A 13,050-nucleotide genomic window follows, 5' to 3' on the forward strand; every position below is an offset into this window, starting at 1 on the left:
TGCCGGGCGTTGCGATGGTGACGAACACGAAGCGCGACAGGTGATGCGCGCCGACGAAGATCGGGTCGATATGCAGCGTCAGCGCCAGCGCCAGCATCGCATCCATCGCGCCCGGCGCGTAGGCGACGAGAATGTCGGCGAGCCGCACATTGGTGGTCAGCGCGATCACCGCGACGAAGACTGCGGATATCCCGATCGCGATGGCGAAGGCGCCCAGCGCCGCATGGATGTGGCCGAGAAGGGTTTTTGACTTCATGCGTGCGAAGCGCGAGCCGATCAGCGTGCCGATCCCGATCAGTGCAAGGCCGCGCAAAACCGGCGGCAGACCGCCATCGATCAGCCCGGCGCCGTGCAGCACGCTCGATCCGATCATGGCGCCGAACATCCAGCTCGCCGGAAATTTTGCTATCCTGAGCAGCAGCGCGGTGGATACCGATGCCCCGATCAAGCCTGCGAGCCCAAGCGGCGAGGCGACGCTCATGGGCAATGTGGGTGCGGAAGAGGATGTCATCCCGGTCAGCGCCAGCACCAGCGGCAGCGCCGCGGTCAGGGCGATTACGCGGAGCGTCTGCACCACCGCAATCCCCGAGACGTCGGCGTGTTTCTCGATGGCCAGGATGGTGATTTGCGACAGCGCCCCCGGGCTTGCGGCCAGAAACGCCGAGGTTTTGTCCCAGCCATGGACGCGTTGCAGGTAGAAGCTTGCCCCGAATGTGGTGAAGAAGGTCGCAATCGCCAAAAGTCCGATCGTGAGAGGATAGGCACCGACGTGCTGGAGGAGGTGCCGCGACATCAGCGAGCCCAGCGAAATCCCGAGCAGCACCAGCAGGCCTGCGTCAGAGTAGGCGGCACGGCAAGCGGCCGTCCCATCATGACGGCGATGCCGACCGCCATCATCGCCCCCGAAATCAAGCCGCCCGGCAACCCTATCAAAAGAAACAAAACGCCGCCGATCGTGCCGATCGCGAGCGTTTCAAGGACTTGAAGGGTCCTGGCGCGGCCGGGAAGAGCATGCGTCATCGATGCAAGGGTTCGGCTCACGCCGCCTTATGTCAAATCCGTTTGCAGCGCGCAAATGCGCCGACGCGAGTGCAGCAATGCACGCTGAAAAAGCCTGCTCCGATGCAGAGCCGATCGTGTATGAGCGGCAGGTAGAATCACGTTACTATGCGAGCCATCCTCCCTCTGCGAGGGAGGATGGCTGACAAGACGAAAGGTAGAATTACTTTTTCTCCTCCGCGGCCTTCTTGCATTCGGCGCGGAATTTCTTGCGCTCCTTGCCGTGAAGTCCCTTGGCGTCAGCTTCCTTGGAGCATTCAAGCGACGCGGCGGTGCGCGGCTTTGCCATCTTTTTGTCGCTGGCAGCGGGTGCTGCCGAATCGCTCTTGGCGGCGGGGGCGGCGGTTTGCGCAAAAGCCGGGCTTGCAAACAACAGAAGGGACGCAAGGGCTGTGGCAGCCGCGCGGGAATATGTCGTCGTCATGGAAGCACCTCGAGTTGAAGAGGGGCCAAAGTCGCGCTGCGATGCTGAACGGCCGATGAATGACCTCGGGATCAACGATGCAGCGCGGCGCGATATTTTTGCGCAACCCCCGATAGCCGTTGTCACATGGCTTCGCTACGCTAGGATGGGGAACTTAGACCAGCCATGCCCCAGGGAGGTTGAGGATGACGATCAATGCCAAATTATTGTGCGCAGTCGCGGCGGTGTCAGGTTTGGCCGCGCTCGCAGCGATGACGCCGGCGCAGGCCCTGACCACACAGGAATGCAGCGCGAAATATCAGGCAGCCAAGGCCGCGGGCACGCTCGGCGGCCAGAAGTGGAATGATTTCCGCAAAGCCCAGTGCGGAGCGGACGCCTCACCAGTTGCTGCGCCTGCCGCTCCGGCAGCACCTGCCCCCCCGAAGGAAGCGAAAAGGGAAGCAGCGCCCGCGGCCGCGCCCACTGGTCCGGCGATATTCCCGCCTGCGGTCGATCCGAAATACTCGAAGGAAACCGCCGGCAAGGCGCGCATGCACACCTGCGTCGACCAGTACAATGCCAACAAGGCAACCAATGGCAATGGTGGCTTGAAGTGGATCCAGAAGGGCGGCGGCTATTACAGCGAATGCAACAAGCGACTGAAGGGCGCTGCCTAGAAAACATACGCGGCCGGTTCTCTTGCCAGCCGCGTTTTCACTCACCGAGCAGTTTTTCGGCGGACCGCGCCACCAGCTGGGCGCGCTTGCGCGGCCCGCGTTCGAGAAACAACAGGCTCTGGCCGAAGATGAAGCAGTAAAACAGGAAGGCTCGCGCGTCCGCCTCCTCCAGCGAAACACCGGTGGCGCGATAGAGCAGGGCGACGTTCTCGAGCCGCGCTGCGTCAACGCGCGCGACGGCATCGGCCGCCGCCTGGTCGGTTCGAGCCCATTGCCGGATGGCCAGTTCAACCGCCATGCCTTCCGGACTAACACGCTCCGAATAGAGCCGGACCAGTGTCTTCAGCCGCTCGCGCGCGCTGGTGCCATCGAGGCTGGTCTGTTGTTCGATCGCCGCAATTCGGCCCGCGCTCCAGCTTTGCAGAATGCCATCGAGCAGAGCCGCGCGGTCGCGGAAGCGCCGGTAAAAGCCGCCTTTGGTGACCCCGAGGTTCTTGGCCAGCACCTCGACCCGAACACCGTCAACGCCCGACCTCGCGATTTCCCTGATCCCGGCCTCGATCCAGACCTCAGCCCTGCCATCGGTCATCGTGCGTCTGCCCTTTTTTGATACGGTGCCGTATTGCTAACCTACCCCAGCCATGATACGCTACCGTATCAGAATCGAAGAATCGGGCGCAACCCAATGGAATCGGACGCCACCTACCGGGGCACGGTCTATCCATGGCAATGCGATCACGTCGGCCACATGAACATCATGTGGTATGTCGGCAAATTCGACGAGGCCAACTGGAATCTGTTTGCCCGCATCGGACTTACCCCGACCTATCTGCGCCAATCCGGCCATGGCATGGCGGCGGTTCAGCAAAACATCAGCTACAAACGCGAATTGCTGGCCGGTGACCTCGTTGAGGTCAGAAGCGTGGTGCTCGACATCGGCGATAAGTCGATCCGGTTCCGGCATGAGATGCGAAATGCCGAGACCGGAGAGATCGCTGCCGCATGCGAGATCACCGGCGTCCATCTGGACCGGCGAACACGCAAGTCGACGCCGTTTGGTGCCCAGCTCCGCAGGCAGATCCAGGATCACGTGGCTGTTCCCCAATCCCTTGAGGCGTGAGCGCAGACATGCTGCACTTTGAGCCGAAAAATCCCGAGTATCGCGCATCAGCCATTTCCACCTTCGATCGGCAGCGGGCGATGCGCACGCTCGGCATTTCGATCGTGCGGCTCGAGCCCGGCGAGGTGGAACTCTCGATGCTGTATTCGGCCGACTGGAGCCAGCAGAACGGGTTCATCCACGCGGGTATCCTCACGGCAGGGCTCGACAACGCCTGCGGCATCGCCGCCTACACGCTGATGCCGCCCCTGTCCGACATTCTGACGGTCGAATTCAAGACCAACTTGCTGGCACCGGGGAAGGGTGAGCAATTCTGTTTTCGTGCAAATGTCATCAAGCCGGGCCGCACATTGACAGTGTGCGAGGCCCGCGCCTTCGCGATACAAAAGGGCACCGATACGCTGGTCGCAACCATGACCGGAACACTCATCGCGCTGCCACCGCGCGAGCCTGCAGGATTGCAGCCGGGAGCCGCCGCCGCCAGGAAATTCAGAGGTCATTGACAAGCGCGCGCCGGGATCATTTGCTTGCTGCAGATTTGTTGCCCGCGGAATCCGCATGATAGCAAGCCTCAGCCTGATCCTGCTGTGCCAACTTGCCGGTGAGGTTTTCGTGCGCGGCCTGGGCTTTCCGATTCCGGGCCCGGTGATCGGTCTCATGCTTCTTCTCGGCCTGCTGCTGGCGCGCGATCGCTTCGCTGTGCTGGGGCGCGGCCCGCTGCAGGGCGATGGCGTGGAACAGGCCAGCCGCGTGATGCTGGCCAATCTGTCGCTGCTCTTTGTTCCCGCCGGTGTCGGCGTCGTGCAAAAGCTCGATCTCATTGCCGAACATGGCATCGCTTTTCTGGCCGTGCTTGCGATCTCGGTGATCGTGACCCTGCTGGTGACGGTCGCGACCTTTCTCCTCGCCAGCCGGCTGATGGCGCATCGGCGGCCCCTCGATGAATGAAAATCCGTTCTCATTGTGGGTCTATCTTTCACAGTCGCCGCTTCTCTGGCTGACGGTAACCTTGCTGGTTTACGCGCTCGCCGACGAGGTTTCGCTCAAGACCCATCGGCATCCGCTGGCAAATCCCGTGCTGCATTCGATGTGGATCATCGGAGGATTCCTGCTCTTAACCGGCACGTCCTATACGACCTATTTCGCCGGCGCCCAATTCGTGCATTTCTTGCTTGGGCCTGCGACAGTGGCGCTGGCAGTGCCGCTTTATGAGAATCGCAAGGTGGTGCTGTCGGCGATCCTGCCGATGCTGGTGGCGCTCGCCGTTGGCTCCGTCACCGCGGTCGCTTCGGTCGTGCTGCTGGCGGAAGGTGTCGGCTTGCCCCGCGCGGTGATCCTGTCGATGGCGCCGAAATCGGTCACCGCCGGCGTCGCCATGGGCATCAGCGAGACGCTGCATGCCGATCCGTCGCTGACGGCAGTTGCGGTCATTCTTACGGGCATCATGGGCGCGATCGCGGTTACGCCGTTGATGAACCGCATGAGGATTGTGGATTACCGCGCGCGCGGCTTTGCCGTCGGCATCGCAGCCCACGGCATCGGCACCGCGCGGGCGTTTCAGGTCGATGAGGTCGCAGGCGTCTTCGCCGGGATCGCCATGAGCCTGAACGCGCTCGTCACATCGCTGCTGGTGCCCTTGGCAGTGACGCTGCTTTTGCGCTGATCTTCATTGCAGTAATTCCGAAGCTGGCATGGTGATTCGCGGAATTTCCCTCTACCGTCGGATAGGCAAAATGCAAGGTGACTTTCTTGGTGATCTCCGCGATGCAAGCTGTGCTCGGACTGGCGTCGGGAGCCCTGGTCGGGTTCTCGCTGGGCCTGATCGGAGGCGGCGGATCGATCCTGGCGGTGCCGCTGATGGTCTACGTGGTTGGAGTGGCTGACGCGCACGTTGCGATTGGAACCAGCGCGATTGCGGTGGCGGTCAATGCGGCGCTCAATCTTTCAAATCACGCGCGCGGCGGTACGGTGCGATGGTCATGCGCGCTCACCTTCGCCGCTGCGGGAATCATCGGAGCGTTCATCGGCACAATTTTCGGCAAGCTGCTCGACGGGAGAAAATTGCTCGCGCTGTTTGCGCTTCTCATGCTGGTGATCGCCGTTCTGATGCTCAGGACGCGGTCGCGTCCAGGCCTGCCTGAAGCGCAGATGAGTTGGGACAACATGCCCGCGATCGTCGGGCTCGGCCTTGCCACCGGGACGTTGTCGGGTTTCTTCGGCATCGGCGGCGGATTTCTGATCGTACCCTCCTTGATGCTGGCGACCGGCATGCCGATCATTAACGCCGTCAGTTCGTCGCTGGTGGCTGTGACCGCATTCGGCCTGACCACGGCGGCGAGCTACGCCTGGTCTGGATTGATCTCATGGGAGCTGGCTGGCTTGTTCATCGGTGGCGGTCTGCTCGGCGGGTTGGCCGGAACTCGCTCCGCGCGTTCGCTGTCCGAGCGGCGCGGCGCGCTCAATATCATCTTTGCCGCCGTCGTCATCGCGGTGGCGATTTATATGTTGGTGCGTAACTTGACAGCATTGTGAGCGTATTGAAGAAGCGTGCGCTGCAGGCAGTTTGGAGAGGCGAAATGACTACATCGAGCGAGTCGAACCGGCCCTATCGACAACGGACCCGCCGTCAGGCCTTGGGCCTGCTCGGTACGGGTGCGGCTGCGATTTTTCCTCGACGCTCGCTTGCACAGCGCGACGACGTGCTCACCGAAGCTCTCGTGTTGCGCGATCCGGATATCCCGGCCGCTGGAAATCCCGCTGGCGACATCACGATCGTCGAATATTTCGATTATCAATGCCCTTATTGCCGCAAGCTCGAACCCGAATTGCGGCAGGTGGTGCAGGACGACGGCAAGGTCAGATTGGTATTCAAGGATTGGCCGATCCTTGGGCCGGCCTCGGTGACGGCCGCGCACATGGTACTTGCGAGCAAATACCAGGACAAATTCATTCAAGCACATGACGCGCTGATCGCCGTCAATTCCAAGCTGACAGAGGCGCGAATCCGCGAGGTATTGGCGGGTGCAGGCATCGACCTCGACCGCCTCGACAAGGATCTTGCCAGCAATTCTGCGGCGATCGACGCCGTCGTCTCGCGCAACAAGGATCAGGCCGTTGCGTTCGAGTTCAGAGGCACGCCATCCTTCATTGTCGGCAAGTTTCGGGTGCCCGGCGTGCTGACGATGGCCCAGTTCGGCCAAGCCATCGCCGACGCCCGCAAGGCGATGGCTGCGAGGAAATAGACAGGGATCGGCAGCTGCGACCCGCGGCGACAGTGACTACCGCGACGACAGTCTGATCCAGTCCTGATGAACGCGTGTTTTCACTGCGTGCCAGTCGGCAGCGGCAACGTCCCAATTGACGATGGTGCGGCTGATGGACGCGTTCTGGCCATTGGCGACGGACGATGTCGATTGCGAATCATAGACATAGACGCAGAGCACAAGAAGAAGCGCACCCAAGATCATTCCAAGGAAAACGCGCATCGCATACCCTCCGGTGATGGCCGACAACGTCGTCGGGGCGGAGATGGTTCCCTCGCACTTGACCTCACGCAAACAGACCTTGAAACAGGATTCTTCAACAATTCAATATAGTGCGTCTCATTGCGACAAGGAGGCAACATGACCGACAAGGCAAACAAGGTCGCCATCGTGACCGGGGCCTCGCGCGGGATCGGCGCCGCGGTGGCGGAGCGGCTGGCCCGCGACGGCCTTGCCGTCATTATCAACTATTCGTCCAACGCAGGTCCCGCCAAGACGCTCGTTCATCAGATCGAAGCGAGAGGCGGACGGGCGCTCGCCGCCAAAGCCGATGTGAGCGATCCTGATGCGATCCGAGGCATGTTTGACGCAGCGGAACGGGCATTCGGCGGCATCGATGTGCTCGTCAACAATGCCGGCATCATGAAGCTGGCGAGGCTCGCCGACAGCGACGACGCATCGTTGGATCAGCAGATCGCCGTCAACCTCAAAGGCAGCTTCTACGGCATGCGTGAGGCGGCGAGGCGCCTGCGCGATGGAGGCCGGATCGTCAATTTCTCGACCAGCGTGGTGGGGACCAAGCTCGAGACCTACAGCATTTATGCCGCGACCAAGGCCGCGGTGGAAACGATGACCGCGATTCTTTCGAAGGAATTGCGCGGTCGCAACATCACGGTCAATGCCGTGGCTCCGGGTCCGGTCGCGACCGAACTCTTCCTGACCGGCAAATCGCCCGAACTGATCGAGCGCATGGCGAAGATGACTCCGATGGAACGCATCGGCACACCGGAGGATATCGCATCCGTCGTTTCCCTCCTCGTGAGTCCAGATGGGGGATGGATCAACGGTCAAGTGCTGCGCGCCAATGGCGGTCTGGTTTAGGCGTTGGAGGTTGCCGCCAACCAGTTGAGGATCGGCGCGTTCAACTCCTGCGGATAGCAATGGCTGAGATCGTCAAGCTCGCGATAGGCGACGTTGGCGCCGGCCGCCGCCAACATGTCGCGCGTTTGCCGCGCTACCTGCACGGGGAACATCCAGTCGAGCCGGCCATGCACGATATGGATAGGCAGGCCGCGCAACCTTTCTGCATCCGCCATCTCTGCCATCAGCGGGTGGAAAGTCGCTGAAACAGGAGCAAGGTGGGTGAATGGAGACGTGCTTTCGAGACCGCTGACGTAGCAGAACGTACCGCCATCGCTCATCCCCGTCAGCAGCAGTTTTGTGGGATCGACGTTCCAGCGCACCCGCACGAGATCGAGAATGCGGGCCAGGTTTGGCGTGTCGGCATCTTCCCCCATCAGCGCCCAGGTGCCTCCCGTCGCGGTGGGAGCGGCCAGGATGGCACCGAGCGTGCGTGCATCGCGCAGCCAGCTCCAAAGAAATCTGCGACCGTTGCCGCTGCCGCCGTGCAACGCCATCACGAGCGGCCAGCTGCGGTCGGCCGTGTAATATTCGGGAATGTAGAGCGAGAAGCCGCCGCGGCTGCCGGGCTCATTGTGGTCGTGAATGATTCCGGTGTCTCCGTCCGCGGGTCCTGAGAGGCGCGCCAGCAGCCCGGCGTCATTGCGAAATTCCGGATTGACAAAGAAGCTGTTCACCGGTGGCAGTTTTTCCGCGAGGGGATAGAGCGCCTCCTGCGCGCGGGGAACGTGGCGGAGTGCACGGAACACGGCCGTCAGGTCGCCATGGCCATGCTGCACCTCGCGCAGACCTTCGAAGGCAGCCAGCGCAGCCTCGCAAGCGCTCTCAAGCGAAGCCCTGACTGTTGCAAACGATTCCGGCCAATTGCAAAGCCGTGAACGGGCCGCTTTCAAGACCTCGTCTGGCTGGCCTGCGGCGTCCATGACTCGATCGAAATCCGGCGGGTTGAGATGGCGGACGATGAAGCCAAGGGCTTCGAGCGATTGCAGCAAGGGCGGCAGTACGGCCACGATGTCGTCCACCACGGCCTCGCTCATGGGCGCTCGTTCCTGTTTCGCCTGTTGGTTCACGCGCGATCTGGCGCGGTGCGGGCTCGCTCTTTTCGTTCAACCCTCAATGCAGACGCGGCGCCTTGAGCAGCTTGGCACGGTCGGTCGAGGTCAGCACGACATCGAAAGTAACGCCCTCATGGTACACGGTGAGTGGCACGTCCACGCCGGCAGATCCGAGCGACCAGAGTTTCCGATAAAATCCCGCCTGACTTGTTACCTTTTCCCGGTTGACGGCGAGGATGACGTCCCCGGCCTTGAGTTCGGCAGCCGCTGCCGGTCCTTTCGCCGAGACCCCGACGACGACGACCTTGTTGTCGATCTCCGTCGAATACATGCCGAGCCACGGGCGCGCCGGGCGGTTGACGCGGCCGAATTTGCGCAAGTCGTCGAGCACCGGCTTGAGCAGGTCGATCGGGACGACCATGTTGACGTGCTCGGCCTTGCCTTCTCGCTCGCGCTCGAGCTGGAGCGAGCCGATGCCGATAAGCTCGCCGCGGTTCGAAATCAGACCGGTGCCGCCCCAATTCGGATGGGCGGGGTGGGTGAAGATCGCGTCGTCAAGCATGTATTCCCAATAACCGGCAAATTCCTGTCGTGCGACGATTTGGCTGGCAACTGAGCGCACGCGTCCGCCGACGCCGCCCATCACGACGCGATCACCGATCTCGGCTGCAGCCGAGGAGCCAAGCGACAGCGGATCGAGGTCGATGCGACCGAGCGCCTGCACCAGACCGAAGCCCGTCACCGAATCGAAACCGAGCGCGTGGCCTTCCACCACCCGACCGTCGCCAAGGTGCAACCATACGGCTTCAGCCTCGGTTATCAGATAACCGATGGTCAGCACCAGCCCGTCGTCGATCAAGACGCCATTGCCTGCGCGCTCTGTCCCGAGCGTGTCGGCGCTAAAGGCGTCGGCCGGGACGATGGAGTGCAGGCCGACTATAGAGGAAAGCGCGCGATCGAGATCGAAACCATAGTCGCCTGCGCGGGGCTGATAGGCCGGCGGAACTTTCCAATCGGTCAAAGCTGGCATGGAGCTCTCCTGGCGCGCGTGTTCCCAGGAACGAGGCGATCAGCTGCGCGCAATGGCGGCTACGATCTTATGTCGCAAAAGCCGGTCAGGAAAGTGTTCGATGCTGTCTCTTTTCTCTCGCAAGGTGCGAAAAACCAGACTTCTCTGGCAATTTGTCAATGACGATTGCGTGCCCCAACTGCCGGACGCCACGGAGACATTGGTTTCCAGGGCCGGTCGATTGTCGATCGACCGAAAGCTGTTCGCCAGCATCAAGTTTCGAGCGAAATTCGAAAACGGCCTTCCAACAGCTCTCGATCTGCTCTGGATGGTGCGAAGATGTCCGGGCTTTTCAAGACGGGAGCGGCGAAAGCCTCACCTGGCTCGCGAGATTAACAGATCGTCAACTTTGAATCCTAACTTGATGTTCTGTCCTTTCTGCCCAACTGGCGCCGGGAGGAAAGCATGCAGAACGTTGCGATGATCTCGGAGGTCACAGAACCTCGAGCATCATTCCCGATTGAGCAGGAAATCGCCCCGCGCGCGCCAATGCTATGGCTTTTGGTGTGCGGTCTCGCTCTCATGGTTGCAATTGCCGTTGCAACGGTGCTGTCGATCGACAAATTCAGGGAGAACGCGATCGAGAATGGCAAGGATGGCCTGGAGAGTGCCGTCCTGCTTCTCGTGCGTCATTTCGACCAGCAGTTCGGGGACTTTTCGATTCCGCAAAAACTCATCATTGCGGAACTCGAGTCGAGCGGCATTACCTCACCCGACATTTTCCGGGGCGAAATGGCAACTCTCGCCGTCCATGAGAAGCTGCGGGCGAAGGTGGATGGCTGGACAGACGTGGCCGGTTCCAATGTGTTCGATAGCAAAGGCATCCTCATCAATTCGTCCCGGATCTGGCCGGTCCCGGAGATCAACATCGCCGATCGCGCCTACTTCATGAAATTGGCGACAGATCCGGCGCTCGAGGTGGCCGTCGAGATCGTTCCGAGCCGTCTTTCCGAACATTCGCAAGCGATCGTCTTTGCCAGACGGATTTCGGGACCGAACCGGGAGTTCCTGGGCGTGGTCACCCGCGCGATTAGCCCGCTTCTCCTGGAGACTTTTTTCGCCTCCGCCAGTCTCGGCGAGGATGCGACCATAGCGCTGCATCATCGGGACGGCTCATTACTGGCCCGATATCCTCATGTCGAAGCCTTGATCGGACAAAATTTCAAGAAAGGCTCTGCGCTGCAGAGGGCTTTCTTCGACGGGTCTCATCTGACCGGCAGACTTAGCAGTCCGATCGACGGCAAGGACCGTCTGGTTTCCTCTCGAATGCTTTCTTCAACGCCTCTCCTGGTCGTTGCAACCAGGACTGTCGATTCGACCCTGTTGGCCTGGCGGTTGCAGACCAAGCTCTTCATCAGCGCCGCATTGATGTCGCTCGGCGTCATAGCCGCTACGCTTGGTCTGATGTTTCGCCTGATGAGATCCCAGCATCAGGCGGCGCAACGGCGTTTGAGCATCCAGAAGCATCGGCTCGACACTGCCATCAACAACATGACGCAAGGTCTCCTGCTGTTCGATGCATCCGCGCGGCTGATCGTATGCAACGCCAGATACATCGAGATGTACCATCTGTCGCCTGACGTGGTCAGGCCGGGTTGCACGCTTCGTGACGTGATACGTCACCGCAAGGCGACCGGTTCGCTACCCGGGGACGTCGAGCAATATTGCGAGGAGGTGTTGCGCAGCAAGGATAGCTCCGGCAGCAAGCTCGTGGCGACCTCGGACGGCCGGCTGGTGGATATCAAGACCGAGCCGATTGCCGATGGCGGATGGCTGGTCACTCACGAGGATGTCACGGAGCGTGTCCGGACCCAGGAGAGAATGGCTCATCTGGCGTATTATGACGCGCTCACGGATCTGCCGAACCGGACGTTGTTCCGCGAACGCGTCGAGCACAAGCTGGCCAATCTCGCGCCGGCCGAGCGCTTCGCCATCCTCTTCATCGACGTCGATGAATTCAAATCCGTCAACGACTCGCTCGGCCATCACGTCGGAGATGAGTTGTTAAAGTCGGTTGCCTTGCGTCTGAGGGCATGCGTGGGACCGAACGACTTCGTCGCGCGGCTGGGAGGGGACGAATTCGCGATCGTCAAGGTTGATTTTACCGATGAGACAGAGATCGTCGCCCTCGTCGAGAACATTCACCGGACGATACGCCGACCCGCGAAATGCCTTGGTCACGAAGTCTCGGCAGACGCCAGCATCGGAATCGCTATCGCTCCCGACCACGGGAAAAGCCTGGAAGAACTGCTCAAGAACGCCGACCTTGCGATGTACGCCGTCAAGGCCGGCGGACGACGAACCTTCCGCTTCTTCGTTCCGGAAATGGATGCGCGCATGAAGACGCGGCGTGCCCTGGAGGCCGACCTGAAAGACGCGTTGGCGAACGGCGGCTTCGAAGTTCATTATCAACCTGTCCTTGATCTGGCAGGCAATATGGTGACGGGCTGCGAGGCCTTGCTGCGCTGGCGTCATCCCGGCCGCGGCACGATTTCTCCAGCCGAGTTCATTCCGGTGGCAGAGGAGACCGGTTTGATCATCGAGTTGGGCGAATGGGTGCTGCGGAAAGCCTGCGGCGACGCCGCGCAATGGCCCGAGGGGATCAAGCTTGCCGTGAACGTCTCACCGCTCCAGTTCAAGTCTGGAACGCTCGCCCTCAGGGTCGCGGCTGCGCTCGCGGAATCCGGCCTTGCTCCCGATCGCTTGGAACTCGAGATAACCGAGGCGGTGCTGATCCGCGACGACGAGGAGGCTCTGTCCGTGCTTCATCAGCTTCGGGGCCTGGGTGTGCGGATCGCGCTGGATGATTTCGGCACGGGCTATTCTTCCCTGAGCTATCTGCAGCGCTTCCCGTTCGACAAGGTCAAGATCGATCGAAGCTTCGTTCGCGACATCGCCGAAGCCGAGGGCTCCTCCCCCATCATCGAGGCCGTGGTCCACATGGCCATGGCGCGGTGCATGACCACGACGGCGGAAGGCGTGGAGACCGAAGCGCAGCGCGACATCCTGCGCCGGCTCGGATGCAATGAGATGCAGGGCTATCTGTTCAGCCCGGCTGTGCCGGTCGAACGGCTGGCGAACCTGCTGCTGGCCGAAGGCTCTTCCGCCGCCGCCTGATGATCGGTCGTGCGATTGGCAAGAGTAAGCGCCGTGGCCATTCCCGTTGCCATCGCTAACCGCCTCATAACCGCCTACTCCTCGTATAAAAAGTTACAATTGTAACTGTCTAAAGCCTTTTAAAAATTTGTCGAGCGGTTGCGCGGG

At 61.3% G+C, this 13,050-nt stretch carries 14 protein-coding genes and 1 pseudogene; 9 read left to right on the forward strand and 6 right to left on the reverse strand.

Annotated elements, in window-relative coordinates; all coding sequences use genetic code 11:
- Together VNX23_RS07880 and VNX23_RS07885 are read right to left on the reverse strand one after the other, a co-directional pair.
- A pseudogene (locus VNX23_RS07880) lies at positions 1-1,041 on the reverse strand (AbrB family transcriptional regulator); the annotation flags it as partial.
- 181 nt (positions 1,042-1,222) lie between these two features.
- Positions 1,223-1,483: a PsiF family protein gene (locus VNX23_RS07885; RefSeq protein WP_325628780.1), complete on the reverse strand. Its 261-nt coding sequence runs from the start codon at positions 1,481-1,483 to the stop codon at positions 1,223-1,225.
- 185 nt (positions 1,484-1,668) lie between these two features.
- On the opposite strand from VNX23_RS07885, the gene VNX23_RS07890 reads away from it, so the two are divergent.
- The gene (locus VNX23_RS07890) at positions 1,669-2,139 is read left to right on the forward strand and encodes a hypothetical protein (RefSeq protein ID WP_325628781.1); all 471 of its coding nucleotides are present in this window, start codon (positions 1,669-1,671) and stop codon (positions 2,137-2,139) included.
- A gap of 37 nt (positions 2,140-2,176) precedes the next feature.
- Here the strand turns inward: VNX23_RS07890 and VNX23_RS07895 are convergent, their stop codons facing one another.
- Positions 2,177-2,728: a TetR/AcrR family transcriptional regulator gene (locus VNX23_RS07895; protein WP_325628783.1), complete on the reverse strand. Its 552-nt coding sequence runs from the start codon at positions 2,726-2,728 to the stop codon at positions 2,177-2,179.
- A gap of 96 nt (positions 2,729-2,824) precedes the next feature.
- Between VNX23_RS07895 and VNX23_RS07900 the strand changes: the two genes are divergently transcribed.
- The 6 genes from VNX23_RS07900 (at position 2,825) to VNX23_RS07925 (ending at position 6,501) form a co-directional block, all read left to right on the forward strand.
- A complete protein-coding gene (locus VNX23_RS07900; RefSeq protein WP_325628785.1) occupies positions 2,825-3,259 on the forward strand; it encodes an acyl-CoA thioesterase in 435 nt (144 codons plus the stop codon).
- Positions 3,260-3,267: 8 nt separating this feature from the next.
- Positions 3,268-3,762, forward strand: coding sequence for a PaaI family thioesterase (locus tag VNX23_RS07905; protein WP_325628787.1), 495 nt, complete (start codon positions 3,268-3,270; stop codon positions 3,760-3,762).
- A 55-nt stretch (positions 3,763-3,817) separates the two neighbouring features.
- Positions 3,818-4,207 carry a CidA/LrgA family protein gene (locus VNX23_RS07910; protein WP_325628789.1) on the forward strand — a complete coding sequence of 130 codons (390 nt, stop codon included), beginning with the start codon at positions 3,818-3,820 and terminating at the stop codon, positions 4,205-4,207.
- Complete coding sequence (locus VNX23_RS07915; protein WP_325628791.1) at positions 4,200-4,922, forward strand: LrgB family protein; 723 nt, start codon at positions 4,200-4,202, stop codon at positions 4,920-4,922. The genes VNX23_RS07910 and VNX23_RS07915 overlap by 8 nt, the downstream gene beginning before the upstream one ends.
- A gap of 89 nt (positions 4,923-5,011) precedes the next feature.
- A complete protein-coding gene (locus tag VNX23_RS07920) occupies positions 5,012-5,791 on the forward strand; it encodes a sulfite exporter TauE/SafE family protein (RefSeq protein ID WP_325628793.1) in 780 nt (259 codons plus the stop codon).
- A 44-nt stretch (positions 5,792-5,835) separates the two neighbouring features.
- Positions 5,836-6,501: a DsbA family protein gene (locus VNX23_RS07925; RefSeq protein WP_325628795.1), complete on the forward strand. Its 666-nt coding sequence runs from the start codon at positions 5,836-5,838 to the stop codon at positions 6,499-6,501.
- Positions 6,502-6,537: 36 nt separating this feature from the next.
- Here VNX23_RS07925 and VNX23_RS07930 read toward each other — a convergent pair whose 3' ends face one another.
- The gene (locus VNX23_RS07930) at positions 6,538-6,744 is read right to left on the reverse strand and encodes a hypothetical protein (RefSeq protein ID WP_325628796.1); all 207 of its coding nucleotides are present in this window, start codon (positions 6,742-6,744) and stop codon (positions 6,538-6,540) included.
- Positions 6,745-6,882: 138 nt separating this feature from the next.
- On the opposite strand from VNX23_RS07930, the gene VNX23_RS07935 reads away from it, so the two are divergent.
- Positions 6,883-7,623 carry an SDR family oxidoreductase gene (locus VNX23_RS07935; RefSeq protein WP_325628798.1) on the forward strand — a complete coding sequence of 247 codons (741 nt, stop codon included), beginning with the start codon at positions 6,883-6,885 and terminating at the stop codon, positions 7,621-7,623.
- Here VNX23_RS07935 and VNX23_RS07940 read toward each other — a convergent pair.
- Both VNX23_RS07940 and VNX23_RS07945 read right to left on the reverse strand, forming a co-directional pair.
- Complete coding sequence (locus VNX23_RS07940) at positions 7,620-8,699, reverse strand: phospholipase (RefSeq protein WP_325628800.1); 1,080 nt, start codon at positions 8,697-8,699, stop codon at positions 7,620-7,622. The genes VNX23_RS07935 and VNX23_RS07940 overlap by 4 nt on opposite strands.
- Before the next feature lie 76 nt (positions 8,700-8,775).
- Positions 8,776-9,747: a S1C family serine protease gene (locus VNX23_RS07945; RefSeq protein WP_325628802.1), complete on the reverse strand. Its 972-nt coding sequence runs from the start codon at positions 9,745-9,747 to the stop codon at positions 8,776-8,778.
- Positions 9,748-10,275: 528 nt separating this feature from the next.
- Here VNX23_RS07945 and VNX23_RS07950 point away from each other — a divergent pair.
- Positions 10,276-12,903: a bifunctional diguanylate cyclase/phosphodiesterase gene (locus VNX23_RS07950; protein WP_414642959.1), complete on the forward strand. Its 2,628-nt coding sequence runs from the start codon at positions 10,276-10,278 to the stop codon at positions 12,901-12,903.
- Positions 12,904-13,050: the final 147 nt, after the last annotated feature.

The sequence above is a fragment of the Bradyrhizobium sp. genome (genome assembly GCF_035570375.1).
GTDB lineage: Bacteria > Pseudomonadota > Alphaproteobacteria > Rhizobiales > Xanthobacteraceae > Bradyrhizobium.

Bases quoted from the DNA above. Each gene is read 5' to 3' on its own strand.
- VNX23_RS07935 (WP_325628798.1), top strand. From the start codon at position 6,883: ATGACCGACAAGGCAAACAAGGTCGCCATCGTGACCGGGGCCTCGCGC.
- VNX23_RS07930 (WP_325628796.1), bottom strand. From the start codon at position 6,744: ATGCGCGTTTTCCTTGGAATGATCTTGGGTGCGCTTCTTCTTGTGCTC.
- VNX23_RS07915 (WP_325628791.1), top strand. From the start codon at position 4,200: ATGAATGAAAATCCGTTCTCATTGTGGGTCTATCTTTCACAGTCGCCG.
- VNX23_RS07890 (WP_325628781.1), top strand. From the start codon at position 1,669: ATGACGATCAATGCCAAATTATTGTGCGCAGTCGCGGCGGTGTCAGGT.
- VNX23_RS07940 (WP_325628800.1), bottom strand. From the start codon at position 8,699: ATGAGCGAGGCCGTGGTGGACGACATCGTGGCCGTACTGCCGCCCTTG.
- VNX23_RS07950 (WP_414642959.1), top strand. From the start codon at position 10,276: ATGCTATGGCTTTTGGTGTGCGGTCTCGCTCTCATGGTTGCAATTGCC.
- VNX23_RS07905 (WP_325628787.1), top strand. From the start codon at position 3,268: ATGCTGCACTTTGAGCCGAAAAATCCCGAGTATCGCGCATCAGCCATT.
- VNX23_RS07895 (WP_325628783.1), bottom strand. From the start codon at position 2,728: ATGACCGATGGCAGGGCTGAGGTCTGGATCGAGGCCGGGATCAGGGAA.
- VNX23_RS07945 (WP_325628802.1), bottom strand. From the start codon at position 9,747: ATGCCAGCTTTGACCGATTGGAAAGTTCCGCCGGCCTATCAGCCCCGC.
- VNX23_RS07885 (WP_325628780.1), bottom strand. From the start codon at position 1,483: ATGACGACGACATATTCCCGCGCGGCTGCCACAGCCCTTGCGTCCCTT.
- VNX23_RS07910 (WP_325628789.1), top strand. From the start codon at position 3,818: ATGATAGCAAGCCTCAGCCTGATCCTGCTGTGCCAACTTGCCGGTGAG.
- VNX23_RS07925 (WP_325628795.1), top strand. From the start codon at position 5,836: ATGACTACATCGAGCGAGTCGAACCGGCCCTATCGACAACGGACCCGC.
- VNX23_RS07900 (WP_325628785.1), top strand. From the start codon at position 2,825: ATGGAATCGGACGCCACCTACCGGGGCACGGTCTATCCATGGCAATGC.